Annotated in this window: 21 protein-coding genes and 1 tRNA gene; 12 read left to right on the top strand and 10 right to left on the bottom strand. The window is 69.5% G+C overall.

Features of this window, described 5'->3' with window-relative positions; all coding sequences use genetic code 11:
• Nucleotides 1–56: 56 nt before the first annotated feature.
• From IFU30_RS14385 to IFU30_RS14365, 5 genes are read right to left on the bottom strand one after another with little or no spacing between them, the layout of a single operon-like run.
• Nucleotides 57–689, bottom strand: coding sequence for a hypothetical protein (locus IFU30_RS14385; protein WP_192005630.1), 633 nt, complete (start codon nt 687–689; stop codon nt 57–59).
• On the bottom strand, nt 686–1,144 hold the full coding sequence (locus IFU30_RS14380; RefSeq protein ID WP_192005628.1) for a hypothetical protein: 459 nt from the start codon (nt 1,142–1,144) through the stop codon (nt 686–688). Before IFU30_RS14380 ends, IFU30_RS14385 begins: the two co-directional genes overlap by 4 nt.
• The gene (locus IFU30_RS14375) at nt 1,141–1,746 is read right to left on the bottom strand and encodes a hypothetical protein (RefSeq protein ID WP_192005626.1); all 606 of its coding nucleotides are present in this window, start codon (nt 1,744–1,746) and stop codon (nt 1,141–1,143) included. The genes IFU30_RS14380 and IFU30_RS14375 overlap by 4 nt, the downstream gene beginning before the upstream one ends.
• A complete protein-coding gene (locus tag IFU30_RS14370; RefSeq protein ID WP_192005624.1) occupies nt 1,743–3,152 on the bottom strand; it encodes a hypothetical protein in 1,410 nt (469 codons plus the stop codon). The genes IFU30_RS14375 and IFU30_RS14370 overlap by 4 nt, the downstream gene beginning before the upstream one ends.
• On the bottom strand, nt 3,149–3,445 hold the full coding sequence (locus IFU30_RS14365) for a hypothetical protein (protein WP_124769903.1): 297 nt from the start codon (nt 3,443–3,445) through the stop codon (nt 3,149–3,151). The genes IFU30_RS14370 and IFU30_RS14365 overlap by 4 nt, the downstream gene beginning before the upstream one ends.
• A gap of 139 nt (nt 3,446–3,584) precedes the next feature.
• Here IFU30_RS14365 and IFU30_RS14360 point away from each other — a divergent pair, with 139 nt between their 5' ends.
• Nucleotides 3,585–6,353 (top strand): DNA polymerase III subunit gamma and tau, encoded by a 2,769-nt coding sequence (locus IFU30_RS14360; RefSeq protein ID WP_192005622.1) that lies wholly within the window; start codon nt 3,585–3,587, stop codon nt 6,351–6,353.
• A gap of 3 nt (nt 6,354–6,356) precedes the next feature.
• Nucleotides 6,357–6,956, top strand: coding sequence for a recombination mediator RecR (gene recR / locus IFU30_RS14355; protein WP_192005620.1), 600 nt, complete (start codon nt 6,357–6,359; stop codon nt 6,954–6,956).
• A 265-nt stretch (nt 6,957–7,221) separates the two neighbouring features.
• Here the strand turns inward: recR and IFU30_RS14350 are convergent, their stop codons facing one another.
• A complete protein-coding gene (locus IFU30_RS14350; protein ID WP_064296091.1) occupies nt 7,222–7,974 on the bottom strand; it encodes a GNAT family N-acetyltransferase in 753 nt (250 codons plus the stop codon).
• 212 nt (nt 7,975–8,186) lie between these two features.
• Between IFU30_RS14350 and IFU30_RS14345 the strand changes: the two genes are divergently transcribed.
• The 6 genes from IFU30_RS14345 (at nt 8,187) to IFU30_RS14320 (ending at nt 15,029) form a co-directional block, all read left to right on the top strand.
• Entirely contained in the window at nt 8,187–9,473 is a 1,287-nt protein-coding gene (locus IFU30_RS14345; RefSeq protein WP_079706865.1) for an aspartate kinase, read from the top strand.
• Nucleotides 9,474–9,586: 113 nt separating this feature from the next.
• Nucleotides 9,587–10,654 carry an aspartate-semialdehyde dehydrogenase gene (locus IFU30_RS14340; RefSeq protein WP_192005618.1) on the top strand — a complete coding sequence of 356 codons (1,068 nt, stop codon included), beginning with the start codon at nt 9,587–9,589 and terminating at the stop codon, nt 10,652–10,654.
• 34 nt (nt 10,655–10,688) lie between these two features.
• Nucleotides 10,689–11,420 (top strand): SGNH/GDSL hydrolase family protein, encoded by a 732-nt coding sequence (locus IFU30_RS14335; RefSeq protein ID WP_138945030.1) that lies wholly within the window; start codon nt 10,689–10,691, stop codon nt 11,418–11,420.
• Between the two features lie 115 nt (nt 11,421–11,535).
• A complete protein-coding gene (locus IFU30_RS14330) occupies nt 11,536–13,002 on the top strand; it encodes a malate:quinone oxidoreductase (protein WP_192005614.1) in 1,467 nt (488 codons plus the stop codon).
• A gap of 72 nt (nt 13,003–13,074) precedes the next feature.
• Nucleotides 13,075–13,722 carry a thymidine kinase gene (locus IFU30_RS14325; RefSeq protein WP_192005612.1) on the top strand — a complete coding sequence of 216 codons (648 nt, stop codon included), beginning with the start codon at nt 13,075–13,077 and terminating at the stop codon, nt 13,720–13,722.
• The gene (locus IFU30_RS14320) at nt 13,719–15,029 is read left to right on the top strand and encodes a UDP-glucose dehydrogenase family protein (protein WP_079706870.1); all 1,311 of its coding nucleotides are present in this window, start codon (nt 13,719–13,721) and stop codon (nt 15,027–15,029) included. Before IFU30_RS14325 ends, IFU30_RS14320 begins: the two co-directional genes overlap by 4 nt.
• On the opposite strand, the gene IFU30_RS14315 is transcribed toward IFU30_RS14320, so the two are convergent.
• Nucleotides 15,005–15,442, bottom strand: coding sequence for a VanZ family protein (locus tag IFU30_RS14315; RefSeq protein WP_124769897.1), 438 nt, complete (start codon nt 15,440–15,442; stop codon nt 15,005–15,007). The genes IFU30_RS14320 and IFU30_RS14315 overlap by 25 nt on opposite strands.
• Before the next feature lie 179 nt (nt 15,443–15,621).
• On the opposite strand from IFU30_RS14315, the gene IFU30_RS14310 reads away from it, so the two are divergent.
• The 4 genes from IFU30_RS14310 (at nt 15,622) to IFU30_RS14295 (ending at nt 19,135) form a co-directional block, all read left to right on the top strand.
• Nucleotides 15,622–17,421 carry a DUF4012 domain-containing protein gene (locus tag IFU30_RS14310; protein ID WP_192005610.1) on the top strand — a complete coding sequence of 600 codons (1,800 nt, stop codon included), beginning with the start codon at nt 15,622–15,624 and terminating at the stop codon, nt 17,419–17,421.
• 123 nt (nt 17,422–17,544) lie between these two features.
• The gene (locus IFU30_RS14305) at nt 17,545–18,090 is read left to right on the top strand and encodes a hypothetical protein (protein ID WP_192005608.1); all 546 of its coding nucleotides are present in this window, start codon (nt 17,545–17,547) and stop codon (nt 18,088–18,090) included.
• Between the two features lie 308 nt (nt 18,091–18,398).
• Nucleotides 18,399–18,938 carry a hypothetical protein gene (locus IFU30_RS14300; protein ID WP_137243715.1) on the top strand — a complete coding sequence of 180 codons (540 nt, stop codon included), beginning with the start codon at nt 18,399–18,401 and terminating at the stop codon, nt 18,936–18,938.
• 123 nt (nt 18,939–19,061) lie between these two features.
• A tRNA-Pro gene (locus IFU30_RS14295) sits at nt 19,062–19,135 on the top strand.
• Between the two features lie 561 nt (nt 19,136–19,696).
• Here IFU30_RS14295 and IFU30_RS14290 read toward each other — a convergent pair.
• From IFU30_RS14290 to IFU30_RS14280, 3 genes are all read right to left on the bottom strand, one after another.
• A complete protein-coding gene (locus IFU30_RS14290) occupies nt 19,697–20,671 on the bottom strand; it encodes a metallophosphoesterase (RefSeq protein ID WP_249404832.1) in 975 nt (324 codons plus the stop codon).
• A gap of 149 nt (nt 20,672–20,820) precedes the next feature.
• On the bottom strand, nt 20,821–23,373 hold the full coding sequence (locus IFU30_RS14285) for a transglycosylase domain-containing protein (protein ID WP_192005606.1): 2,553 nt from the start codon (nt 23,371–23,373) through the stop codon (nt 20,821–20,823).
• A 121-nt stretch (nt 23,374–23,494) separates the two neighbouring features.
• A complete protein-coding gene (locus IFU30_RS14280; protein ID WP_192005602.1) occupies nt 23,495–25,846 on the bottom strand; it encodes a transglycosylase domain-containing protein in 2,352 nt (783 codons plus the stop codon).
• Nucleotides 25,847–25,925: the final 79 nt, after the last annotated feature.

Genomic DNA, 25,925 nt, shown 5'->3' with positions numbered 1-25,925 from the left:
CCCTCGCCCGTGCCCGGGCGAGGGGACGAACGTCCGCCATCCGGCCACGGGGCGGTTCAGCGGGGCGGTTCCTCCCACTGGAAGGTGTGGATGATCGCGTCGACGAGCGTCACGAGCACCTCGACCGTCGACGGCGGGAGGCGTTCGTCGCCGACCCGGCCGAGCACCGTCGCGCTGACGATGAGCGCGAGCTCGCGCTCGCGTTCGGGCGAGACCGGGATGAAGTAGTCGACTCGGATGAGGTCGGCGGTCGTGCCGGCTTCGTCGGTCTGTTCCCGGCGCACCCGGAGGTGGCGGGTCACGGGCAGCTCGCCGATGAGGTCGGCGCGGCGTTCGGAGCGATCAGCGCCTCCCTCCGCCGACGCCCATCCGGTGGGGAGCCCGCCGGATGCGTACTCCGACCGTTCCTCGGCACCGGGCCGTGCGATCACGATGTTCGCCGGGATGATGGCGCCGGCACGAGGGGCGACCGGCAGCAGGATGTCGACGCCGCCGCTCGCGACAGTTCGACCGCGGAGTGATCGCAACTGTTGGCGGAGGACGGGGCGGAGCTTGGCGAGGGCGGCCCGTCCGGCGGTGGGTCCGTCGTCCGGAACCAGTCTGGCGAGGGCGGCCTCCACGCTCTCCGAAGCAGCCAGATACCCCCAACCGGCCGGGAGGACGAACCGGTAGCGACGAGCAACGCTCACGAGACCACCCCGCGGTGACGAGCGGCCGAGCGCTCGGCGAGGTACGCGAACCCCTGGCCGACGATCATGCACCCGATGCCGATCCAGACCGCCGTGCTGAGGTCGTGCGGCCATGCGGCGTCGAGCGGGCGTGCGTCCGCGACCCGCAGGCAGATGAGGATCGCCGCCAGCTGCAGGCCACTGATCACGCTTGCGAACGCTTGAGCCGTGCGTCGGTGTCGAGCCCACCAGGACAACTCGATCGAGGCCACCAGGAACAGGACGGGCACGACCAGGTACCAGACCGGCGACGGCGTCCAGGGGACGGACCCCGCGCTGGAGAACGCGAGCGGCACGACGCAGCCGACGAGCCAGCCGACGATCGTCAGGCCGAGGACGGCGAGGGCGAGCTGTGTCCGCCGCGGGACCGCTCGGACGCCCGCACCGCTCGGATGGGAGGGTCGCGTCGAACTCACGAGTCGACGACCTGCTCGTCGACCTGCAACGCCCGTGCCAGCGCATCGAACTCGGGCCGCAGGCGCTCCATCAACCCGAGGTCGAAGTCGGCGTAGTACATCGACACCCAGCAGGTGGGGAGGGTCCAGCCGTACGAGCGCACTGCGGAGAGCGTCCGGTCGGTGTTCCGCTGGTGCATGATCGCCGTGATGCCCTCGCCGAGGTGGGGCGACACGAACGGTTCGACGACCGGTGGGCCCTCGAGACCCGGGGTGTCGAGCTGCATGAACTGCTCGAGACTCCGGTACGTCCCCACGCGGCTGTCGTGCACCTCGATGCGGGCGATGCGCGCCGGGCGGCTGAGGTCCGGGGCGTAGGCGACCGTCCAATGAGCGCCGACGCTGTCCCGGCTCCTCGACATCTCGATGAGGTCGTCGCGGAGCGCGGCTCGTTTCACGAAGGCGAACCGCGACCGGCGTGCGACACGCTTCGCCGCGGCGTCCGCCCAGCCCCGCGGGTCGGTGAACCCCTCGTAGGGCCAGGCGTGCGGAACCCAGATCCAGCGGTCGAGGTCGACGCCGTCGAGGCGGACGGTGATCACGGACGGGGTCGGCGCGCTCATCCCTGACCGTCCGTGCCCGTGCCCGTGCCAGTGCCGGTGTCCGGCACGGTCGGGTTCGCCGGGCCGTAGGTCTGACCGCCGGGGACGACCGGCGAGGAGCCCGGCAGGGTGAGCGGGTACGGGCTGACCGTCGGCGGCGGCTGTACACCGGTCCCATTGCCGCCACCACCGAACACGGTCGACGGCGTGCCGAAGTCGGGCACCAACGGGTCGAGGCGGTACTCGTCCGGCGGCACGTACTGCGAGTCGCCGGGGTGCCATCCCTCCTGGTGGGCGTTCGGCGCCTGGTCGTTCGGGGTGAGGTCGGGCAGCAGGGACGGCGTTCCCGCGGTGATGTTCTGACCTGCCTCCAGCCCGACCGAGGCGAAGATGTCCACCTGGTTGTCGAGGTAGAACTCGACGGCGGCCTTCTGCGTCTCGCCACCACGCCCTGCGGCGTCGATGAAGCGGTTGGTGGTCGGCGTCGTGCCGGAGATGCGGGGCGCACCGGCGAGCGAGCCTGGCCCGGTCGCCGGCAGGTCCATGTTCCGCAGCACCTTCGCGATCGGGCCCTTGAGGAACTTCGAGAAGGGCAGCAACCCGATCGCGTCCCACATGAGCTGGTTCTCCAAGCCCTTCTCGCCCGACAGCATCGCACCGCCCGTCATCAGGCCCATGAGGGCGGCGATGCCCACACCGGCAGCGGCGACGACCCCGACGGCGGCGACGACGGCGGCCGGAAGCGCGATACCGGCGGTACCGATCGTCGCGAGGACGAGGCCGACGATCGCGACGACGGCGACGACTCCGACGATGACCATGCCGACCACCGAGAGGACGTCGTAGAGGCCCTTCCCCCAGTCGTCCCACCAGGTGTCGTTCATGCCGTCGCCGTCGACGGCCGTGGTGATCATCGAGGCGGCGGTGCGTCCGGCGTTCTCGGCGCGGATCTGGGCGTTCTCGAGGTCCACCTGGGCCTGCCCCTGCGCGATGCGGGCCTCTTCCAATCGGTACCAGGCGGCGTCGGAGGCGGTCCTCGTCTCCGCGGCGTCGGTCGCAGCCGGATCGTGGGCCGCCGTGTCCGCGGCCTCCCACTTCGTCAGGTAGTCGCTGTTCGCGCTCGCGTGCTCGGTCTCCGCGGCCTCCGCGGCGGCGATCGCGTCGCGCTCGGTCTGCTGGGCTGCCTCGAGCTCGTCGGCGTAGAACGTGAGCGCCTCGTGGACCGCGCGGTAGCGGGGCTCCGTGAGCGCGATGTTCTCCCCGAGGTACTGCGCGTTGTCGTGGTACTCGATGACCGCGATGCTCGTCTGTTCGCCCAGTTCCAGCGACTGCAGCTGCGAGGAGGCCTCGACGATGGTGTCGGCGATCCCGCCGTAGGTGGTCGCCCAGGTGCGGATGGAACCGGGGTCGCCGGGGATCGGGCTCATCCTTCGTCTCCGTCTCCGCCGGCGGCTGCGGCCTGGTCGGCCTCCCAGCCTTCGAAGTGGTCGGCGATCGCCGTGCCCATCCCGTTCAGGGTGGTGATCGCCTCCGAGAACTCCGAGCGCCTGGTGTCCCAGCCGCTCGAGAACTCCTGGAGGGTCCGGGCGAGGAGCTCGTGGGGGATCACGTCGGCGGCCGACGCGGTGTGCTTCTCCGCGGCGTCGAACTCGCTCTGGATGACGGTGAGGTTGGCTGTCGTGTCCCTGATGAGGGCCGTGTCGACCGTGAACTGTTCCATCTGGTCCTCTCTGGTGGCGCTGACCATTCTAGGAAGCGACGGGGACGGCCTCGATGGGGAGAACTCCCCACCGTGCGGGGCCGACCGGTCCTGCCGGGAAGCCGGCTCCGATGTCGGGGGCGACGGCTACCATTGGTGGGTGGTCACAGCTCTGTATCGCCGGTATCGGCCCGAGACGTTCGCCGACTTGATCGGTCAGGCGCAGGTGACCGATCCCCTCATGACGGCCCTGCGCACCAACCGCGTCAACCACGCGTATTTGTTCAGCGGTCCACGCGGTTGCGGCAAGACGACGTCCGCTCGCATCCTCGCCCGCTGCCTCAACTGCGCCGAGGGCCCGACCGACACCCCGTGCGGCGTCTGCGCGAGCTGCGTCGACCTCTCCCGCGACGGCTCCGGCTCGCTCGACGTCGTCGAGATCGACGCGGCCAGCCACAACGGTGTCGACGACGCCCGCGACCTCCGCGAGCGCGCGATCTTCGCCCCCGCGCGCGACCGCTACAAGATCTTCATCCTCGACGAGGCGCACATGGTCACCCCGCAGGGGTTCAACGCCCTGCTGAAGATCGTCGAGGAGCCGCCGGAGCACGTGAAGTTCATCTTCGCGACGACCGAGCCCGACAAGGTGATCGGCACGATCCGCTCCCGCACCCACCACTACCCCTTCCGACTCATCCCGCCGGCGCAGATGCTCGACTACGTCCAGCAGCTGTGCGAGAGCGAGCACGTGGGTGTCGAGGCCGGCGTGCTGCCGCTCGTCGTCCGGGCCGGTGGCGGTTCCGCCCGCGACACCCTGTCCCTGCTCGACCAGCTGATGGCCGGCTCCGAGGGCGACTCCGTCGACTACGAGCGCGCGGTCGCCCTGCTCGGCTACACCCACACGGCCCTGCTCGACGAAGTGGTCGACGCCCTGGCCGCCCGCGACTCCGGTGCCGCCTTCAGCACCGTCGACCGCGTCATCCAGACCGGCCAAGACCCACGCCGCTTCGTCGACGACCTGCTCGAGCGACTCCGCGACCTCATCGTCGTGGCCGCCACAGGCGAGAACGCGGCGGCGGTCCTCCGCGGGCTCCCGCAGGACGAACTCGACAAGATGCTCGCCCAGGCGCGGGCGTTCGGCATCGCCGAGCTGTCCCGCACGGCCGACGTCGTGAACGAGGCGCTCACTCAGATGACGGGCGCCACGTCGCCCAGGCTCCACCTCGAGCTCATGATGGCGCGCATCCTCGTGCCAGCAGCCGACGACTCCGCTCGTGGTGCGCTCGCCCGTGTGGAGCGGCTCGAGCGTCGCATCGGCGTCGAGGGTGCTGTCGCCGAGGGCGGCCAGACCGCGGTCTCGGCGCAGCCCGTGGTCACCGACCGCGCTCCTGCCTCTGCCGGCGCTCCTGTCTCTGCCGGTGCTGTCCCCGCGAGCACTGCGGCGAGCTCCACCCCTGCTCCCGCCCCGGCCGCTGCCTCGACAGCATCCGCGGCCCCCGACCGTCGACCGGCGCAGGAGTCCGACCACGCGCAGACCACCGCACCGACCCCCGCCGCCCCTCGGGTCGGCCCGGTCACCCTGCAGCACATCCGCGACGCCTGGCCCGAGATCGTGGCGCGGGTCGAGAAGGCCGACCGCAAGGCGTGGATGATCGTCGTCAACACCCAGGTCGGCGGCTACTCGGAGGACGACGTCCTCACGCTCGTCTTCGCGAACAACAGCGACCTCAACGACTTCAAGGCGCGTCATGCGCCCGGTACCGGTGTCGCGGAGGTCTTGCGCACGGCGGTCCTCGACGTCCTCGGCGTGCGGGTGAAGTACCTCGCCAAGGTCGCCGGTGCCGACGAGCCGCAGGCACCGCGGGCCACTGCGCCCGCCACCGGCGCTCCCTCGTCGGAGTCGTCCGCCTGGTCGACCCCGAGCCTGCCGCAGACCGTCCCCGCCCCTGCAGCCCCGTCGTCGTCAGACAGCAGTGGCGGGTCGGCATCCCCATCCTCGTGGCCCACCGTCACTCCCGCCGGCGGCGAGCCCACCTCCGCTGCGCCGTCCGACGCCGAGTCGTCAGCTGTTGCGCCATCGGCACCCGCGTCGTCGGTCGCCGCCCCGGTAGAGGAGCAGACCTCCGTCTCCGCCTCCTCGTGGGCGACGGTCGCGCCGCCGGCCGACGAGCCCGAGCCGGTCGGCGGACCCGACTCGTCTTCGGTGTCTGCCCCGGCGACCCGCCCGTCCTCGGTCCCTGAACCTGTCGAAGGGCCCAGGTCGTCTGCTGCGACTGCCTCGTCGACCCAGCCGTCCCCGGTCCCTGAGCCTGTCGAAGGGCCCACGTCATCGCCCGCGCCCGCTTCGTCGACGCAGCCGTCTCCGGTCCCTGAGCCTGTCGATGGGCCTACGTCCGCGTCCGAGCCTGCCTCGTCCACTCAGCCGTCTCCGGTCCCTGAGCCTGTCGAAGGGCAGCCCGGGCGACCCGCCGGATCCGGGGCACCTGAGACGCCGGCCGGCTCACCCGCGCAGCGCCAGCCGTCGACCCCGCCGCGCCAGCAGGCACCCGCCCGAGGCCCGTCCAACGGCGACGCGCTCGGCTCGCGTACCGTCACGTGGGACGTCGTCTCGATCCCGTCCGACGACGACGCACCGCCGCCGGACGACGAGCCGCCCTACCCCGACCCGTTCGAGTCGTCGGCCCCTGCTCCATCCCCAGCGGCCGTCGCGCCATCCGCAGCTCCTGCAGGCTCCCCGCAGGCCGCACCGCCTGCGGCCCCGGTCGCCGAGCAGCGCCCGCAGCCCCCGGTCCGGATGCGCCAGGCGCCCCCGGTGCCGACGTCCCACCCCGCGGGCGACAACCGGTACGGCGAGAGCGTCGTCCGCGAGCTTCTCGGCGCCACATTCATCGAGGAGCAGCCGCACGAGCCGCGCTCCGGAGGGCGGTAGGCCATGTACGAGGGAATCGTCCAAGATCTGATCGACGAGTTCGGGCGGCTGCCCGGTATCGGTCCGAAGTCGGCGCAGCGCATCGCGTTCCACATCCTCCAGACGGAGTCGTTCGACGTGTCGAAGCTCGCCGAGCTGCTCACCGTCGTCCGCGAGAAGGTCAAGTTCTGTGAGATCTGCGGCAACATCTCCGAGCAGAACCTCTGCAGCGTGTGCCGCGACCCGCGTCGCAACCCGGCCCTGATCTGCGTTGTCGAAGAACCGAAGGACGTCGTCGCCATCGAGCGCACGCGTGAGTTCCGCGGCTTCTACCACGTGCTCGGCGGCGCCATCAGCCCGATCGACGGTGTCGGTCCCGACGACCTGAACATCCGTCGTCTCATGCAGCGCCTCGCCGACGGCACCGTCACCGAAGTCATCATCGCGACCGACCCGAACCTCGAGGGGGAGGCGACCGCCACCTACCTCAGTCGGCTGCTCCTCCCGATGGGGATCCGCATCACTCGCCTCGCCTCCGGCCTCCCCATCGGCGGCGACCTCGAGTACGCCGACGAGGTCACCCTCGGTCGTGCCTTCGAGGGTCGCACCGTCGTCAGCGGCTGACCACCCCGCCTCGTCGCCCGCCCCTCCACCCCTTTTTTGCCATCGGTCCTTTCTCAGGAGTCGGCCGGTGTGTCGCGGCTGGTGGGTTCCGCCGTGCCGACGGACTCCTGAATTGGGGCAGCCGTGCCGCCGTCAGGCTCGGGTCTGCTTGCCGGGCGAGGGGTCTGCGTCCGGTCGGTCCCTTTCTCAGGAGTCGGCCGGTGTGTCGCGGCTGGTGGGTTCCGCCGTGCCGAGGGACTCCTGAGTTGGGGCAGCCGGGCGCGCCTCAGGCGTCGGCTGAGGGCGCCGGCCACTCGGCGACCACCGGCCGGGCCGACAGCTGTCGGCCGATCGCGGAGAAGCCGAGCTTGCGGGCGACGGCGCGTGAGCCGGGGTTCGTGTCGGCGGCCCGCCACTGGGGGAGGAGTCCGGCCGCGAGGGCGTGCTCGACCGCGGTCGAGGCCAGACGGGTCGCGAGACCGGTCCCGCGAGCCTCCGGGGCGGTCAACGCGGTCACGTGCGCGACGCCCAACGGCCACGACCGGTAGCCGGCGACGGCGAGGACCCGCCCGTGCTCGCGCACCGAGAACAGCGGCGAGGTGATGCCGAAGATCCCGCTCTCCGAGGCTTCGTCGTCGCCCACCTTCGACAGCAGCGACTCGATGGCGGGGTCACTCGCCTTGCTCGCCACGACGTCGATCTCCTCGGCCGGTCGGAACCGCCCGGGCAGCAGGTAGTCGAGGGTCGCCGGCCCGAGCACCTCGGCGACCTGCACCCGCGAGCGGAGGAACTCGACCGTTCCGACGCTCCTCGGTGACTCGTCCTCGATGGCGAGCCGCCTGGCGGTGTCCTCGTCGGGCACGATCGCGAGGGCGCTCCCGTCGATCTCGACGACGCCGATCCATCCGGGCGGGCACGCCATCGAGCCGGCGTTCACGACGACGGCGACCCGGCCGGCGGAGAACCGCGCGGTCGGCGAGGCGAGCCCCTGCCAGAGGCGTCGCACCGTCGCGAGCACCCGCGCGTCTTCCTGCTGCATAGGCCAACCCTACCGAGGCCCGCCCGTCTCCCCACCGCAGGAGATCGGCCCGACAGCAGGACCGGACGGGCCGAAGCGTCCTGCTGCGGGGCGGATCTCCTGCCCCGGAGCGGGTGAGGGTGCCCTTCGTCACATGAACGGCGCGGAATGCCCGGATGGGTAGGATGATCGCTGGGCCGCTCGTGCCCGCACCGACTTCCCCAGGAGATCCGATGGCATTGATCGTGCAGAAGTTCGGCGGGTCCTCCGTCGCGGACGCCGAGAGCATCAAGCGCGTGGCGAAGCGCATCGTGGAGACCCGCAAGGCGGGCAACGAGGTCGTCGTCGCCGTCTCGGCGATGGGCGACACGACCGACGAACTGCTCGACCTCGCCCACGAGGTGACGCCCATCCCGGCGCCCCGCGAACTCGACATGCTGCTGTCCAGCGGCGAGCGCATCTCGATGGCGCTCCTCGCGATGGCGATCAGCAGCATGGGCTACGTCGCACGCTCCTTCACCGGCAGCCAGGCCGGCATGATCACCGACGCCCAGCACGGCGCCGCGCGCATCGTCGACGTCACCCCCGTGCGCCTGCGCGAGGCCCTCGACGACGGCGCCATCGTCATCGTCGCCGGCTTCCAGGGCTTCAACCGCGACACCCGCGACATCACCACGCTCGGTCGCGGCGGCTCCGACACCACGGCCGTCGCGCTCGCCGCAGCCCTCGACGCCGACGTCTGCGAGATCTACACCGACGTCGACGGCATCTTCACCTCCGACCCCCGCGTCGTCCCGAAAGCCAGGAAGATCGACCGCATCTCCAGCGAGGAGATGCTGGAGCTCGCGGCCTCGGGCGCGAAGGTCCTCTACATCCGCGCCGTCGAGTACGCACGCCGCCACGGCGTGACGCTCCACGTCCGGTCGTCCTTCAACAACAACGAAGGCACGCTCGTCCTCAACGACGCGAGCCGCAACAACCCAGGAGCAGGTGAGGCACCCATGGAGCAGCCCATCGTCGCCGGAGTCGCGACCGACCTCAGCGAAGCCAAGATCACCGTCGTCGGTGTCCCCGACCTGCCGGGTAAGGCGGCGGAGATCTTCACGATCGTCGCGAAGTCTGGCGGCAACGTCGACATGATCGTCCAGAACGTGTCGACCGCCGTCTCCGGCGTCACCGACATCTCGTTCACCCTGCCGAAGCCCGAAGCGCAGCAGGTCCTCCGCGCGCTCGCGGCCGAGCAGGAGCGGGTGGGCTTCTCGGCCATCCAGCACGACGACCAGATCGGCAAGCTCGCCCTCGTCGGGGCCGGCATGCGCACGAACACCGGCGTCTCGGCGAAGCTCTTCGAGGCGCTCAGCGCAGCGGGCATCAACATCGAGATGATCTCCACCAGCGAGATCCGCATCTCGGTCGTGACGCGTGCCGACACCCTCAACAAGGCCGCCAACGTGGTCCACTCCGCGTTCGGTCTCGACGGCGAGGACGAAGCCGTCGTCCACGGCGGCACCGGCCGCTGAGCAGGCTCGTCCACAGGCTCCGGAACCAAGCCGACCACGGACCGACGGGCGGGATCCCGCCGATCCTGATGCAAGATGGTTCACAACAACCCCCTGAAACCAGAGGAATCCCCATGAGCAACGGTGTACGTGTCGGAGTCGTCGGAGCGACCGGTCAGGTCGGCAAGGTCATGCGCCGCCTGCTGGAGGAACGCGAGTTCCCGATCAGCGAGATCCGCTTCTTCGCGACGGCTCGCTCGGCGGGCACGACGCTCCCGTTCCGTGGCCAGGACATCGTGGTCGAGGACGTCGAGACGGCCGACCCGAGCGGCATCGACATCGCCCTGTTCTCGGCCGGCGCGACCGGCTCCCGCACGCAGGCTCCGCGGTTCGCCGCTGCGGGTGCGCTCGTCATCGACAACTCGAGCGCGTGGCGGATGGACCCCGAGGTCCCGCTCGTCGTCAGCGAAGTGAACCCGCACGCCATCAAGGACGCGGTCAAGGGCATCGTCGCGAACCCCAACTGCACGACCATGGCGGCCATGCCGGTCCTCAAGGTCCTCGACGCCGAGGCCGGGCTCACCCGCCTCATCGTCAACACCTACCAGGCCGTCTCCGGGTCCGGGCTCGCCGGCGCGGCTGAACTCGCCGGCCAGATCGAGGCCGCGGTCGCCCAGGGCGACCTCACCCGACTCGTCCACGACGGTTCGGCGATCGACTTCCCGGCTCCCGAGAAGTACGTCGCCCCGATCGCCTTCGACGTCATCCCGCTCGCCGGTTCGATCGTCGACGACGGCCTGGGTGAGACCGACGAGGAGAAGAAGCTCCGCAACGAGAGCCGGAAGATCCTCGAGCTCCCCGAGCTGCTCGTGTCGGGCACCTGCGTGCGCGTGCCCGTGTTCACGGGCCACTCGCTGTCGATCAACGCCGAGTTCTCGCGCGACTTGTCGCCGGAACGCGCGATCGAACTGCTCAGCGACGCCCCGGGCGTCCAGCTGTCGGACGTGCCGACGCCGCTCGAGGCCGCCGGTGCAGACCCGTCGTTTGTGGGGCGCATCCGTCCGGACCAGAGCGCGCCGGCCGGCAAGGGTCTCGCCCTGTTCATCTCGAACGACAACCTCCGCAAGGGCGCCGCCCTCAACGCGGTGCAGATCGCCGAGATCGTCGCCGCCGAGCTGCTCGCACAGCCCGCCGCGGTCTGACCGGCCCTCCCTCCACCCGATCGGGGACGACGACATGGCCCGCCAGCGACCACGCCTGCGCCGACGGTGGTTGGCCGCGTTCATCGCGGCGGCCATCGCCGTCACCGCGGTGATCACCGTGAGCGGCCTGCGTGCCGACGTCCAGCAGACGACGGTCGCCCGCGCCGACACCTCCGGGTCCGAGGTCGCCGTCGGACCACTCGTCGCGTTCTACGGCGACTCGTACACCAAGGGCTCGGCAGCGTCGTCGCCCGCCGCGCGCTGGTCTTCGCTCGTCGCGAAGGCTGAAGGCTGGACGGAGTACAACGCCGGCTACCCGGGTCTCGGCTTCGTCCGCAAGCGCGACAAGGTCGGTGACGTCACGGCCGACGTCATCGCGCAGCACCCCGAGGTCCTCATCGTCGCGCTCGGCATCAACGACAACTTTGAGTGGACCGGCAACGAGCAGGCGATCCAGGAGGCGATCCTGCCGGAGTTCCAACGGCTGCGTGACGGGCTGCCCGGCACCCGCATCATCGTGGTGGAGCCCTGGTGGTACACCGCTGAGCGACCGGCGTCCGTCGAACAGATCATCGGGTGGGTGCACGACGCCGCCGACACCATCGGGGCCGACTACATCTCCGGGGCGTCGCACTGGCTGGACGAGGACCCGGCGACGTGGATCTCCGCCGACGGCCTCCACCCGAGCGACGCCGGGTATGCGCACCTCGCGCAGCGCATGCTCGAGGAGCTCGACGCCCTCACCCCCGCGCTCCCCGGACGCTGAGTCCGCGTCACCGCAGGCGGCCCGAAGTGTCTCGACATCGAGCGATCTCACGGCACGCGATCAGCGACAGCACGCGGGTGGAGAGCTCGGGCCTCGCCGCGACTAGACTGCTCTGGTGACCGAAACCATCGACGTAGCCCTCATTGGTGGTGGCATCATGAGCGCCACGCTCGCCGCCCTCATCCACCAGGTGCAGCCTGACTGGAAGGTCGAGGTGTACGAGCGCCTGAGCGACGTCGCACTCGAGAGCTCCAACCCCTGGAACAACGCCGGGACGGGCCATGCCGCGCTGTGCGAGCTCAACTACATGCCGCAGGACGCCCACGGCCACGTCGACCCAGCGAAGGCCATCGGTATCAACGAGCAGTTCCAGCTCAGCCGCCAGTTCTGGTCCCACCTCGTCGAGGAGGGCCTGCTCGGCGCACCCGACACCTTCATCAACCCGACCCCGCACATGACCTTCGTGCGCGGCGAGAAGGACGTCGAATACCTGCGGAAGCGCTACGAGGCGCTGAAGGATCAGCCGCTCTTCGCCGGCATCGAGTTCTCGGAGGACCCGGCCGTCATCGCCGAGTGGGCTCCACTCCTCATCAACCGTCGTGCCGTCGGCGAACGCATCGCGGCCACCCGGATCACCGCGGGCACCGACGTCGACTTCGGTTCGCTCACGCACAAGCTCTTCGGTGCAGCACCGAACACGCACGTCCGCACCAACCACGAGGTCCGGTCGCTCAAGCGGTTGAAGGACGGCACATGGCGCATCCGTGGCCGCCAGACCCTCGGTCGTTCACCGATGGAGATCAACGCCCGCTTCGTCTTCGTCGGTGCCGGCGGATGGGCGCTCAAGCTGTTGCAGAAGTCCGGCATCCCCGAGATCAAGGGCTACGGCGTCTTCCCCATCGGCGGCCAGTTCCTCCGCACCGACAACCCCGCGGTCGTCTCGAAGCACCAGGCAAAGGTGTACAGCCAGGCCTCGGTCGGTGCCCCGCCGATGTCGGTCCCGCACCTCGACACCCGCGTCGTCGACGGTCAGGCGAGCCTCCTCTTCGGCCCGTACGCGACGTTCAGCCCGAAGTTCCTCAAGCGCGGATCGATGCTCGACCTCGTCACCCAGGTGCGCCCGCACAACCTGCTCCCGATGCTGGCGGTCGCCAAGGACAACCCGAGTCTCATCACGTACCTCGTCGGGCAGCTCCTGCAGTCCCGGAAGCAGAAGATGGACAGCCTCCGCGAGTTCCTGCCGACGGCCAAGGACGAGGACTGGTACCTCATCGAGGCCGGGCAGCGCGCCCAGGTCATGAAGAAGGACAAGGCCAAGGGCGGCGTCCTGCAGTTCGGCACCGAGGTCATCACGGGTGCGGACGGCACGATCGCGGGACTGCTGGGCGCTTCCCCCGGCGCGTCGACGGCCGTGCCGATCATGCTCGACGTCCTGCGGAAGTGCTTCCCCGACCGGATGACCGCGTGGGAGCCGAGGCTCCGCGAGATGATCCCGACCTACGGCTCGACGCTGAACGACGTCCCCGAGACGGCCGCGAAGGTCCTCGAGAGCACCGCCGAGGCCCTCGACATCTCGCTGTAGCCGCCGCACGGGTGCTCGCCCGGCCCCTCGTCGGATGCGACAGGTGCAGCCCTGGAACCCTAAGCTTGCCTGGTGGCGAAACTGTACTTCCGATACGGGGCGATGAACTCCGGCAAGAGCACCGCCTTGCTCCAGGCGGCGTTCAACTACGAGGAGCGCGGCCACCGCGTCCTCCTCGCCAAGCCGTCCCTCGACACGAAGGGCGACGCCGCCATCGTCAGTCGCCTCGGCGTGACCCGCGACGCCGACTTCCTGCTCGGTCCTGACGACGACGCCGTCCGGGTGTTCGCGGAGCACCGTCGCCGCGTCGTGCAGGAGACCGGAGAGGACGTCAGCTGCCTCCTCGTCGACGAAGCCCAGTTCCTCCACGGGGAGCAGGTCGACGACCTCCTCCGCATCGCGCTGCTCGAGGGCATCCCGGTGCTCGCCTACGGCATCCGGACCGACTTCCAGACCGTCGCGTTCCCCGGGAGCCGGCGTCTCCTCGAAGTCGCCCACAGCCTCGAAGAACTCAAGACGATCTGCCGGTGCGGTCGGAAGGCGATCTTCAACGGCCGCCGGTTCGGCGACACCTTCGTGTTCGACGGCGACCAGGTCGCCATCGACGGCACCACCGTCACCTACGAATCGCTCTGCGGCGTCTGCTACCTGCAGGAGTCCGGCGGTCGACTGTCCAGCACACCCACCGTTCGTCCCATCAGCGAAGGATCACACGCATGAAGCTCTCCGTCATCGGCTGCGGCTACCTCGGGGCCGTGCACGCGGCCGCCATGGCGTCGATCGGGCACGAGGTCGTCGGTATCGACGTCGACCCGGCCAAGATCGAGGCGCTCGCCGCCGGACGCTCGCCGATCTTCGAGCCAGGTCTGCCGGAGCTGCTGCTGGCCGGCGTCGAGTCGGGCCGCCTGCGCTTCAGCACGGACATGGCCGACGCGGCCGGGGCGACCATGCACTTCGTCGCAGTCGGTACGCCGCAGAAGGCCGGCTCCAACGCGGCCGACCTGCGCTACGTGGACGCTGCGGTGACGGCCCTCCTGCCGCACCTGTCGGCTGGTGACGTCGTCGTCGGCAAGTCGACCGTCCCCGTCGGCACCGCTGCGCGCCTTGCGGAACTCGTCGCCCCCACCGGCGCCGTGCTCGCCTGGAACCCGGAGTTCCTGCGGGAAGGCTTCGCCGTGCAGGACACCATCGCGCCCGACCGACTCGTGTACGGGCTGCCGCCGGCTCCGGAGGACGCCGCCGTCGCGCGAGCCGCCTTCGACGAGGTCTACGCCCAGGCGCTCTCGACCGGCACGCCGCTCGTCGCCACCGGCTACTCGACCGCAGAGCTCGTGAAGGTCGCGGCGAACGCGTTCCTCGCCACGAAGATCTCCTTCATCAACGCGATGGCGGAGATCGCCGAGGTCACGGACGCCGACGTCACGGAGCTCGCCGACGCGATCGGCTACGACGCCCGGATCGGCCGCCGCTTCCTCAACGCCGGTGTCGGGTTCGGCGGCGGATGCCTGCCGAAGGACATCCGGGCCTTCACCGCTCGTGCCGAGGAGCTCGGTCGTGGCGAGTCGGTGGCGTTCCTCAAGGAGGTCGACGCGATCAACCTGCGTCGCCGTCAGCGCGTCATCGACCTCGTCGTCGAGGAGCTCGGCGGGAGCGCCTACCGGAAGCGGGTCGCGGTGCTCGGGCTCGCCTTCAAGCCCGACAGCGACGACGTCCGCGACTCGCCGGCCCTCGACGTCGCCGTCGGACTCAACGGCCTGGGTGCGGAGGTGCTCGCCTTCGATCCGGAAGCGGTCCCCAACGCGCGTCGACTCCACCCGCAGCTGACGTTCGCAGACTCGGCCGAGCAGGCCGTGACGGACGCGGACATCGTCGTCGTCGTGACCGAGTGGAAGGCGTTCCGCGCCCTGGACCCCTCGGCCGTCGCCGAGTTGACCGCGGGCAAGACGATCGTGGACGGACGCAACTGCCTCGACGTGGACGCCTGGCGGGGCGCCGGGTGGCGCTACGTCGGTCTCGGTCGCCCGTGACCGGCGACGAGTAGCCGGACGACGAGTACGATCGTCGCGCCGAGCAGACCTCCGGCCGCATTGGCGTAGACGTCGGCGATCGTCGCTACGCGCTCGGGGAGCAGGGTCTGTCCGAGTTCGATCGCGACCGAGAACAGGGTCGTCGTCAGCGGTGCGATCCACCAGAGCCGCAGGGGCAGCTCCAGGGCGAGCAGGGCGCCGAGTGGGATGAACAGCACGACGTTCGCGGCCGATTCGACGAAGCGGTAGTCGAACCAGTCCGGCGCGCCCGCGGCCTGTAATCGGTCGAGGATCGCGAGCAGCGTCGTGCGGCCGTCGGCGTCGACGGGCGTGGGCCAGAACGCGATGCCGAGCATGACGCACAGGCAGAGCAGCAGCAGGATCCCGATCACGATGCGCGGCGTGCGGGTCATCTGCGGTGCGGCTCCAGATCGGTCGACGAGCGTGCTGACGGCATCCCGCAATCGTAGGCCATGAGTGGCCGTGAGCCCGGTTGTCGCGTGCGCCGTCCACCCCTGAAAGGGGGCGTGCAGGGACCCTCGGAGGCCGTCATCCGGCGGTTAGGCTGTGCCTACCCGAACAAGGAGCACTCTTGGCTGACCCACGCCCGGCGACGGCCGGCATCCGCCTGCCCGGCCATCGGCGTTCGCGTCTGTGGTGGATCGCACTCGCCGTCCTCCTCGTCGTCCTCGCGCTCGGAGCCTGGCTCGGCGTCCGGGCGTCGCTGGCGAAGAACGCGCTCGAAGCCGCCCAGTCGGAGGCGAAGTCGCTCCAGTCGGCCGTACTCAAGGGTGACGCGAGCGGCACCGAGGCAACGCAGCGTGCCCTCACGAAGCACACCGGCGAGGCGGTGTCGCTGACGAGTGATCCCGTCTGGCGGGCGGCCGAGGCGGTCCCGTTCCTCGGCGTGAACTTCTCCGCGGTGCGACAGGCTGCCGCTGCGACCGACGACGTCGCGGTCGATGTCGTGCCGAAGGTCGTCGAGATCGCCGATCAGGTCAACCTGTCGTCCCTGCTCCCCGGGGACGGCTCGATCGCGACGGAGCCGCTCCGCACCGTCGCGCCGACCGTGGCCGACGCGGCTGCAGCGGCTGACGCCATCGCCGAGCGCGTGGACACGATCGGCACGGACGGTGCGCTGCCGGTAGTCGCCGACGCCGTCGAGAAGCTCACCCGCACGATTGCCGGTGCGTCCACGATGCTCGACACCGCGGCGCGGGCCACGGCGCTCCTGCCGGACATGGCGGGTGGGGCCGGGCCTCGGAACATCATGGTGATGATCCAGAACAACGCGGAGCTGCGCTCGAGTGGCGGCATCGCCGGGGCGGTGGCCCTCATCCACGCGGAGAACGGCGTCATCTCCTTCGTCGGCACCCGGGGGAGCGACGACTTCTCCGGATTCCCCGCCCCCGTGCTGCCGCTCACCCCGTTCGAGCAGAACGTCTACACCGACAACCTCGGCCGATACATCCAGGACACCAACCTCACGGTCGACTTCAGTCGCACCGGGGAGCTCGCCGCAGCCATGGGGACCCAGGTGTTCGGCGTGCCCATCGACACCGTGGTCGCCGTCGACCCCTACGTCCTCGCGCACCTGCTGGAGGCGACCGGGCCCGTCGCCCTCCCGGACGGCACCGAGCTCACCGCCGACAACGCGGCGAAGACGCTGCTGAGCGACGTCTACGCCCGGTTCCCGGACCGGCTCGTGCAAGACGCGTTCTTCGCCGCGGTCTCGGGTGCGGTGTTCGAGGGCATGATCTCCCGCTCGCCCGACCCCGGCGCCCTCGTCCAGGCCCTGTCCGAGTCCGGCGCGGAGAACCGTCTCCACGTCTGGAGTGCGGTCCCCGCCGAACAGGCGTTGATCGCCCAGACGAGCCTCGCCGGGATCCCGCCGACGACCGACGACGCGGCGGTCTACACCGGGGTCTACCTCGAGGACCTGACCCGCGCGAAGATGGACTACTACCTGGAGACGAACGTCGACATCCGCGACGCCCGATGCACGAAGCACGGCGCCGAGTACGTCGTCGCCGTCACCCTGACGTCCACTGCGCCGGCGGATGCCGCGACCTCCCTGCCGGACTACGTGACCGCGGGCGGGCGTTTCGGCACCCCCGCGGGAGACATCGCGACGCGCGTCGTGATCCACGGTCCGCTGGGCGCAACCCTGCTCGGTGCGAGCGACGGCGAGGACCTGCCGGTCAAGGCCGTGACCGACCCGAACGGTCGTCTCTACGCCCAGACCGACGTGACCCTCACTCCGGGGGCGACAACGGAACTCGTCTTCACGGTGCTCGCTCCGAAGGCCTCCGACGTACCCCCAAACCTGGTCACAACCCCCGGAATCACGGGCAAAACGACCATTTCAGCCTTCCCTCGGTGCGGCTCCTGACATAGCATGACAACACCTCAGGAAGCCACGCACCCGAATTCGTGACCCTGAGGAACCTCGCGCGGACGCCCACCCGAAATCGGCGGACGCAGGGGGTATTCGACGTTCCTTGGGGATATCAACATGAAGCGCACCCTTGCCCTAGCATCGCTCTGCCTCCTGGCAGTCTTCGCGGCCCCGACCGCCGCGAGTGCAGCGACCGACTCGTCCACCTACGGCCCTGCCGGCTGTGCGACCCTCACGCCGGTGTCGGTGACCCAGGGGGAGTCGACCGTCTTCCGCTGCGACGGCACCTTCGACCCCGGCACTCCGGTGACGGTCACCGTCGCCGGGCCCGGCTGCAGCATTCCCGCTGCGAAGCCGAACACCGCCGGCGCGACCGAGCAGGCCGCCGAGCAGAGCGCCGTGCCGACGTCCGGCACGTTCAGCGCCGACGCCGCCCGTGCGTTCGCGGTGACGATCGAAACCAGCAAGACCGCCTCCGGCACCTGCATGGTCACGGCGACCCAGGGCGCGACCACCGAGAGCGCCTCCTTCCAGGTCTCGGAGCGTGAGTTCGCCTCGACCGGCTTCGACGGTGGAGCCCTGCCGTGGATCGGCGGAGGCCTCCTCGTCGTCGGTGCCGGCGTCGTCGGTGCGATGACGATCCGTCGCCGCAAGACGGCCTGATCCGTCAGTCGGGATCCGTGGTCCGAGCGGTCGTCCGCTCGGACCACGGCCTGACCGGAGGGCATCTCACCCTCCTGGGCTTCGGCGTGGCACGGTCCTCGCCCGGCTTGGCGTCAGGCGGACAGGTCGTACCCCCAAAGGTGGTCACATCCGCGGAATTCCGCGGTTTTCCAGCCCTGGCGAGATGGCGGCTGCCCTAGCATGATGACGGCCATGGAGGCCACGAGTGATCAGCGCTCGGCTCCAGGCCCTGTCCGCATGTCGCATCACGCAGCGCATGCGCCATCCGCACACCAAGGGGCCCGCATATGAAACGAACTCTCTCCGCCGCCGCACTCGTCCTCCTCGCCGTCGTCGCGCTGCCCACCGCAGCCAACGCGCTCGAGGGCGACAGCTACGGTCCTGGCAGCTGCAACTCGATCACGCCGGCGAGCGTCGCGCGCGGCGCGGCGGTCTCCTACTCGTGCTCGGACTTCTGGGCGGCGAACCAGACGGTGTCGATCACCATCGAGTCCTCCGCAGCCGGTGTCTCCGCTCGCACGCTGTCGACCGTCGCGGGCGAGACCGGCGACATCCAGGTCTCCATCGACACGGCTGCTGACCCCGCAGGCACCTACACGCTGACCGCGACCCAGGGTGCCGTGACCGACTCGTCCGACTTCACCGTTCTGGACCCCGCGGACGCCGCTGCGGCCGCTGCATCGGCCTCCGACCCGTCTGCCGGGGGCAACGCCCTCGCCGACACCGGGTTCGCCGGAACCGCCCTCCCGTGGGTGGCCGGAGGGCTCCTCGCCGTCGGTGCTGCTGCGCTCGGTACCGTGGTCGTGCGTCGCCGCCAGCAGGCGTGAGATCACGGATCGGCCGGGCGGCGATGGCGGCGCCCGGCTGATCCGGTCCGGGATCCACCGATTCCAGGAAGTGGCGAACAGCCGCTGAAAAATCGGCTATCCTAGACAAGGCCTTCGGGCCATCGGGGTGTGGCGCAGTTTGGTAGCGCGCTTCGTTCGGGACGAAGAGGTCGTGGGTTCAAATCCCGCTACCCCGACAGTACAAGCCCGGCAGATACGTAAGTATCCGCCGGGCTTCGCTGTTTCCCGGGTTGGCGGTCCGCTGGGCTGGCGGGTTGCACATCCCGCTACCCCGACAGTACAAGCCCGGTCAGATGAGAAATCGTCTGACCGGGCTTCTCTGTTTCCCGGGTTGGCGGTCCGCTGGGCTGGCGGGTTGCACATCCCGCTACCCCGACAGTACAAGCCCGGTCCGACGAGCAATCGTCTGACCGGGCTTCTCTGTTTCCCGGGTTGGCGGTCCGCTGGGCTGGCGGGTTGCACATCCCGCTACCCCGACAGTACAAGCCCGGTCCGACGAGAAATCGTCTGACCGGGCTTCTCTGTTTCTCCGGGGAGAGTCCCGGTCCCTGAGCCTGTCGAAGGGCAGCACTTCGACAAGCTCAGTGACCGGCGGAGGGTGCTCAGTGACCGGCGGAGGGTGCTCAGCGACCCGCGGCGGGTGCTCAGTGACCCGCGGCAGGCGCTCGGTACTGGCGGAGGGTGCTCGGGCCGGAGAGTCTCGGTCCCTGAGCCTGTCGAAGGGCAGTCGGGCCCGGTCAGACCACCGTGCGACGGGGGAGGAGCGTCACGAGCGACGCCTCCGGCCGGCAGGCGAAGCGCACGGGCGCGTAGATGGACGTCCCGACACCCGCCGACACGTTCAGGTACGCCGAGCGGAGGGCATGCCGCCAGACGCTGAGCCCCTTCACCTGCTTGCGAGGGATGTCGCAGTTCGTCACGAGCGCGCCGTAGCCCGGCACACAGACCTGCCCACCGTGGGTGTGCCCCGCGAAGATGAACTGCGCACCCTGCGTCACGAACGCGTCGAGCACCCGCCGATACGGAGCGTGCATCACGCCCACCGTCACCGTATGCGCCAGCGACGGGTCGTCGGTGTCCAAGGTCTCTGCGTCCAATCGTTCGTCGATGAGTGCCGTGAGCGTGTCCAGGCGGTCGAAGTGCTTGTGCGGGTCGTCGACGCCGAACAGGTCGAGGCGGGTCCTGCCCACCGAGATCTCACCGACCGCGTTGTTGAGGTCGATCCAGCCGAGTTCGTCCATGAAGAACCGCTCGAGCGCGCCCGTGTCGAGTGTCGTCGGGGAGACGTGCTTCGACGAGGTCTGCGTGAAGTATTTGAACGGGTTCTTCGCGGTCGGGCCGTAGTAGTCGTTCGAACCGTGCACGAACGCCCCCGGAACACCTGCGAAGACCGAGAGTGCAGCGCGGATCCCGTCGATGCCCTGCTCATGGCCCAGATTGTCGCCCGTGTTGATCACGACGTCCGGCCGGAGATCCGCCAGCGACCGCAGCCAGGCCTGCTTCCGGCGCTGCCAGGGGGCCATGTGGAGGTCGGAGAGGTGCAGCACGGTGATCGGCTCGGCGTCGGGTGGGAGGACCGGAGCGGTCACCCTGCGGAGCGTGAAGGCGTTGCGCTCGATCACCGACGCGTACCCGAAGGTGAGGGCCCCGAGGCCTGCCACGACGGCCGCTGCCGTGCCGAGTCTGCCGCCGGTGCTCATCGGTGCCGCCATCGATCGTCTCCTCCTCGGTCGTCGAGTGGTCTCGACCGTCCCCCGAGCGTACCCGGTGCCCCCTCCGAAGACGCCCGGAGCCGAACCCCGCGGAGACGACGGAGGGCCCGATCGAATCCGATCGGGCCCTCCGTGCTGGCGTCAGGACGCTAACAGCTGGTCTTGGAGACCGTCACCGTCACCTTGCCGTCCTTGCGCGCCGCGGTTCCTGCAGGCGGATCGACGCCGGTCACCTTCGGTGTCGCTGCAGCGGGATCGACCGCACACTTCTGACCCACGTTCGTGAATCCGGCACCCTGGAGAGCCGCCTTCGCTGCATCGAAGTTGCCGGCTCCGCTGACATCGGGGATGACGCCCAAGAGTCCGTTGCTCGTGTAGACCGTGACGATGGAGCCCTTCGGCACCGTGCCCGACGGGTTGGTGCTGGCGGCCTGACCTGCCGGCAGCGCAGAGTCGCCGGCGCCACCGTTCTCGAAGCCGAAGCCGGCGTCCTCGAGGAGCTTCTGGGCTTCCTCGATCGTCTTCCCGGCCACATCGGGCACCTGGACCGACTGGCCGTTGATGAGCGACGGGTCGGGGTCGCCGAACGCGTCGCCGCCGAACTTCGCGTTGGCGGTCGCCATGACCCGCGGCCAGATCTTGTGACGGATCGTCGCAGCCTGGCCGGCGTCGAAGTACGTCCGACGGAGGTTGACGTGGCCCGTCGCGTTGAAGACGCCGACGACGGTCGCCGCCTTCGTGCTCGCGCCGCTCATCCAGGTCGCTTCGTTGTTGTCGGTGGTGCCCGTCTTGCCGATGAGGGGGACACCGTCGCCGATGCGGGACGAGCTCGTCGTACCGCCGTTGAAGGTCGCCTGGAGCGCGACGTTCGCTGTCGCGGCGACGTTCGCCTCGAGGCCCTGGCGGCAGTTCGCCGGAGGGACAGGGATCTCGGTGCCGTCGGGCTTCACGACGCGGTCGATCGCGATCGGGTCGCAGGTGATACCGCCGGAGGCGAAGGTCGCGAAGGCCGTCGCCATGCTGAGCGGTGCGACCTCGTTGGTGCCGAGGACGGTCGCGGGAGACTGGAGCAGGGGGCCGCCATCGGCGCGGTGCACACCCATCGACTCGGCCGTCTTGCGGATACCGCAGAGGTCGAGCTGCTTCGCCATCGCGATGAAGCCGGTGTTGATGGACTGCTTCGTCGACTGGAGCGCGGTGTACTGGCCACCGTTGCCGCCCTCGTCGTTACCGGGGTTCCAGTCGGAACCGGCGTAGACCGTGCCGCCATCGGCACACGAGTCCTTGAACGTGCCCCACGGGGACCGTTTCCGGCCGTCGACGCCCTCGTTCAGGCCGTGCCCCTCTTTGAGCCATTCGGCGAGTGTGAAGGTCTTGTACGTCGATCCGGGTTGGAAGCCGGTCGATCCGCCGTAGTCGACGTCGGTGTTGTAGTTGACCGCGGAGTAGTTGGCACCGGTGGCCAGGACGTCGGGATCGTTCGAGTAGTCCTTGTTCTGCGCCATCGCGAGGATGCGGCCCGTACCGGGCTGGACCGTGACCGAGACCGCACCGATGTCGAGCTGGTCGCTCACCCGCGGGATGAGCTCGTCGATCGCCGTCTGCGCGGCGTACTGGACGTCGAGGTCGAGCGTCGTGAACACGCTGTACCCACCACGGTTGAATGCCGCCCAACGCTCGTCCTCGGTGGCACCGAAGATCGGGTTGTTCTGGAACACCCGTGTGACGTAGTCGCAGAAGTACCCCGCGCCGGGGCTGACGTTGACGGCCGTCTGGCAACCCGTGCTCGCCGGGTTGATCGTGGGCGTGATCGCCGTCGCGATCGCGACGTCGTACTGCTCCTGGGTGATCTTGCCTTCCTTGATCATCTGATCGAGGACGTAGTTCCGCCGGTCGAGGGTGAGCGCGTACCCGTTCGCGGCGCCGTTCGTCTCGCTCTCGGGACGGTCGAGACGCAGCGTCTCCGGGTTGTTGACGATCGCCATGAGCGCGGCGGCCTGCTCGAGGTTGAGGTTCGCAGCGGAGGTCGCGAAGTAGTAGTTGGCTGCGGCCTCGATGCCGTAGGTGCGGCCGCCGAAGCCGGCGATGTTGAGGTACCCGCGGAGGATGTCCTGCTTGCCGTAGCGCTTCTCGAGGCCGATGGCCATGCGCATCTCCTTGAGCTTGCGCTCAGGGGTCGCCTTCGTCGCCTCTTCATACGCGGCCTTCATCTTGGCCTCGTCGGTGATGGCCTCTGCCTTCTGCACGAGCACGTTCTTCACGTACTGCTGGGTGATGGACGAACCACCCTGCAAGTCGCGGCCCGTCGCACTGATCGCGACGGCTCGGATCGTGCCGGTGAGGTCGACACCGCCGTGCTCGTAGAAGCGCGGGTCCTCAGCGGAGACCGCCGCGTCCTTGACGAACTGGTTGATCTGATCCCAGCCGACCTCGATGCGGTTCTGCTGGTAGAAGGACGCGAGCAGCTGTGGGTTACCGGCGCTGTCGGTTGCGTAGATGTTCGACTTCTGCGCCAGCTCGTCGAGGGCCAGGTAGTCGGGCAGACCGTCGAACACGTTGATCGTGCTGTTGGTCGCCATCCCCGTGACGGCGAGGGCCGGGGTGACCGTGGCGGTGACGAGGACACCCGCGGCGACGCTCAGGCCGAGAAAGCCGAGGAAGCCGCCGAGCACACCGGTGGCCGTGCGATGTTGTTGAGGCATGGATCGATGCTAAGCGACAATCCTGAAAAAGGCCCGCTCAGCGCCGCGTTGAAACCGGATCGTTGCCGCCACGCGATCACCTGCGGCTGCCGGCGACGAAGTGTCCGGCAGCCGCATCCGATCATCCGGGCGAGCCGTTCCCGTTCCCGTTCCCAGCGCCTCCGCCGTTCCCGTTGCCGTTCCCCGGGGCGGCAGGCCCGCCGTCCTCGCCGGTCCCATCTGTGTCCCCGCCATCACCCGGAGCCGGTGTCGGCGCCTCGCTCGGTGCCTGCGTGGGGTCGGCCGTGGGCGTCGGGGCAGGTGTCGAGTCCTCGCCGCTGCTGCCGGAACCGTCGCCCTGCAGCGTGGCGCGGTCGGCCTCGGGGAAGTCGCCGCCCGGGTACTTGGCGAGCGCGGCCGACATGACCTCCGGCCAGATGTAGTGCCGCATGGAGGCCACCTGGGTGCCGTCGATGTAGGTGTCGCGGAGGTTGACGTGTCCGCTGACGTTGAAGGTGCCGACGACCGTCGCGACCGTCGTGCTCGCACCGCTCATCCAGGTCGCCTCGGCGTTGTCCGTGGTCCCGGTCTTGCCGATCAGCTCGCCGACCCCGTCGGTGCGGGCGCCCGAGGCGGACGCGGTACCGCTCGACACGACACCCTGGAGGACGTCGTCGGCCGCGGCCGCCACCTTCGCATCGACGGATTGACGGCAGTTCGCGGAGGGGACCTCGGCGGTGGAGCCGTCGGGCTTCGTGATCGAGTCGATCGCAATCGGGTCGCACGTCTTGCCGCCCGCGGCGAGCGTTGCGAAGGCGGTCGCCATGCTCAGCGGGGCGACCTCGTTCGTGCCGAGCACGGTGGCGGGGGAGTTGTTCAGTGGTGCGCCGTCGGCACGGTGCACGCCCATCGATTCAGCGGTCTTGCTGATGTCGCAGAGGTCCAGCTCCTGCGCCATCGCGATGAACGCGGTGTTGATCGACTGCTGCGTGGCGCGTCTCACGGTGTAGGACCCCGATTCGCCCTCGTCGTTCCGCGGACTCCAGCCGGCCTCCGCCTGCTCCGTCCCACCCGGGACGCAACTGTTGGTGAAGGTGCCCCAGTCGGATCTGCGGTTCGCGTTGATCGACTCGTTGACGCCCTTGCCCGACTTCAGCCAGTCCGTGAGGGTGAAGATCTTGTACGTCGACCCGGGCTGGAAGCCGGCCGAGCCGCCGTAGGCCTGGTCGGTGTTGTAGTTGATCGCGCTGTAGTTCGAGCCCGTCGCCAGGACGTCGGGATCCTGCGAGTAGTCCTTGTTCTGGGCCATGGCGAGGATCCGCCCGCTCCCCGGCTGCACGCTCACTGAAACGGCACCGAGGTCGAGTTCAGTGGTCGTTTTCGGGACGTACTCGTCGATCGCCGCCTGCGAGGCGCTCTGGAGGTCGAGGTCGAGGGTCGTGAAGACGCTGTACCCGCCGCGCTTGAAGTTCGTCCACCGTTCGTCCTGTGTGGCGCCGAAGATCTCGTTGTTCTGCAGCACGTTCGTCACGTAATCACAGAAGTAGGCGGACGACCCGGCCGCGGAACAGCCGGTGACGGGAGGCACGATCGTCGGCGTGATCGGGATCGCCACCGCGGCGTCGTGCTGCTCCTGGGAGATTTTCTGCTCCTTGAGCATCTGGTCGAGGACGTAGTCCCGTCGCGTCTTCGTCAGGGCGTAGCCGTTGGCCGCGCCGTTGTCGGCGCTGTCGGGCTTGTCGATCCTGAGGTTCTCGGGGTTGTTGACGATCGCGAGCAGCGTCGCCGCCTGCTCCAGCGTGAGGTTCGCCGCCGTGGTGTTGAAGTAGTAGTTGGACGCGGCCTCGATCCCGTAGACGCGTCCGCCGAAGCCGGAGATGTTGAGGTACCCGCGGAGGATGTCCTCCTTGCCGTAGGTCTTCTCGAGCCCGATCGCGAGTCGCATCTCCTTGAGCTTGCGCTCCGGGGTCGTCGCGGTCGCCTCCTCATAGGCCGCGTCGCTCTCCTTCTTGTCGGGGATCGCCTCGGCCTTCTGCACCAGGACGTTCTTCACGTACTGCTGCGTGATCGACGAACCACCCTGCGTCGATCCACCGGCGGCGTTGTTGACGACCGCGCGGACGGTGCCCGCGAGGTCGATGCCACCGTGCTCGAAGAAGCGGGGGTCCTCAGCCGAGACCGCGGCGTCCTTCGCGAACTGGGAGATCTGGTCCCAGCTGTCCTCGATCCGGTTCTGGTCGTAGAAGGAGGCGAGGAGCACCGGGTTGCCTGCGGAGTCCTTGGCGTAGATGCTCGACTTCTGGGCGAGCGAGTCGAGCTGGAGGTAGTCGGGGAGGCCGTCGAAGACGGAGATGCCCGTGGAGGTGGCGAGACCGGTCATCGCGATGGCAGGGGTGACCGCGGCGGTAGCGAGCACACCGGCGGCGACGCTCAAGCCGACGAAGCCGAGGACGCTCTGCGCGACCGTCTTCGCGGGGGTACGTGGTTCAGGCATAGGATCGAAGGTAAGCGGGGAAACTGTGAGCGAGCTTCACTTGGGGCTCGCCATGAACATCCCCTGCGCCTCCGCCTCT

Source organism: Plantibacter sp. CFBP 8798, assembly GCF_014841195.1.
In the GTDB taxonomy this organism is placed as follows: Bacteria; Actinomycetota; Actinomycetes; order Actinomycetales; family Microbacteriaceae; genus Plantibacter; species Plantibacter auratus.
Note: the sequence above shows the minus strand (reverse complement) of the source record. Positions and strands in the feature narration are given on the sequence as shown.

Excerpts from the sequence above, each read along its gene's own strand:
- IFU30_RS14280 (WP_192005602.1), bottom strand. The coding sequence starts at position 25,846 with ATGCCTGAACCACGTACCCCCGCGAAGACGGTCGCGCAGAGCGTCCTC.
- IFU30_RS14345 (WP_079706865.1), top strand. The coding sequence starts at position 8,187 with ATGGCATTGATCGTGCAGAAGTTCGGCGGGTCCTCCGTCGCGGACGCC.
- IFU30_RS14340 (WP_192005618.1), top strand. The coding sequence starts at position 9,587 with ATGAGCAACGGTGTACGTGTCGGAGTCGTCGGAGCGACCGGTCAGGTC.
- IFU30_RS14365 (WP_124769903.1), bottom strand. The coding sequence starts at position 3,445 with ATGGAACAGTTCACGGTCGACACGGCCCTCATCAGGGACACGACAGCC.
- IFU30_RS14375 (WP_192005626.1), bottom strand. The coding sequence starts at position 1,746 with ATGAGCGCGCCGACCCCGTCCGTGATCACCGTCCGCCTCGACGGCGTC.
- recR (WP_192005620.1), top strand. The coding sequence starts at position 6,357 with ATGTACGAGGGAATCGTCCAAGATCTGATCGACGAGTTCGGGCGGCTG.
- IFU30_RS14350 (WP_064296091.1), bottom strand. The coding sequence starts at position 7,974 with ATGCAGCAGGAAGACGCGCGGGTGCTCGCGACGGTGCGACGCCTCTGG.
- IFU30_RS14335 (WP_138945030.1), top strand. The coding sequence starts at position 10,689 with ATGGCCCGCCAGCGACCACGCCTGCGCCGACGGTGGTTGGCCGCGTTC.
- IFU30_RS14315 (WP_124769897.1), bottom strand. The coding sequence starts at position 15,442 with ATGACCCGCACGCCGCGCATCGTGATCGGGATCCTGCTGCTGCTCTGC.
- IFU30_RS14320 (WP_079706870.1), top strand. The coding sequence starts at position 13,719 with ATGAAGCTCTCCGTCATCGGCTGCGGCTACCTCGGGGCCGTGCACGCG.
- IFU30_RS14370 (WP_192005624.1), bottom strand. The coding sequence starts at position 3,152 with ATGAGCCCGATCCCCGGCGACCCCGGTTCCATCCGCACCTGGGCGACC.
- IFU30_RS14290 (WP_249404832.1), bottom strand. The coding sequence starts at position 20,671 with ATGGCGGCACCGATGAGCACCGGCGGCAGACTCGGCACGGCAGCGGCC.
- IFU30_RS14285 (WP_192005606.1), bottom strand. The coding sequence starts at position 23,373 with ATGCCTCAACAACATCGCACGGCCACCGGTGTGCTCGGCGGCTTCCTC.
- IFU30_RS14300 (WP_137243715.1), top strand. The coding sequence starts at position 18,399 with ATGAAACGAACTCTCTCCGCCGCCGCACTCGTCCTCCTCGCCGTCGTC.
- IFU30_RS14305 (WP_192005608.1), top strand. The coding sequence starts at position 17,545 with ATGAAGCGCACCCTTGCCCTAGCATCGCTCTGCCTCCTGGCAGTCTTC.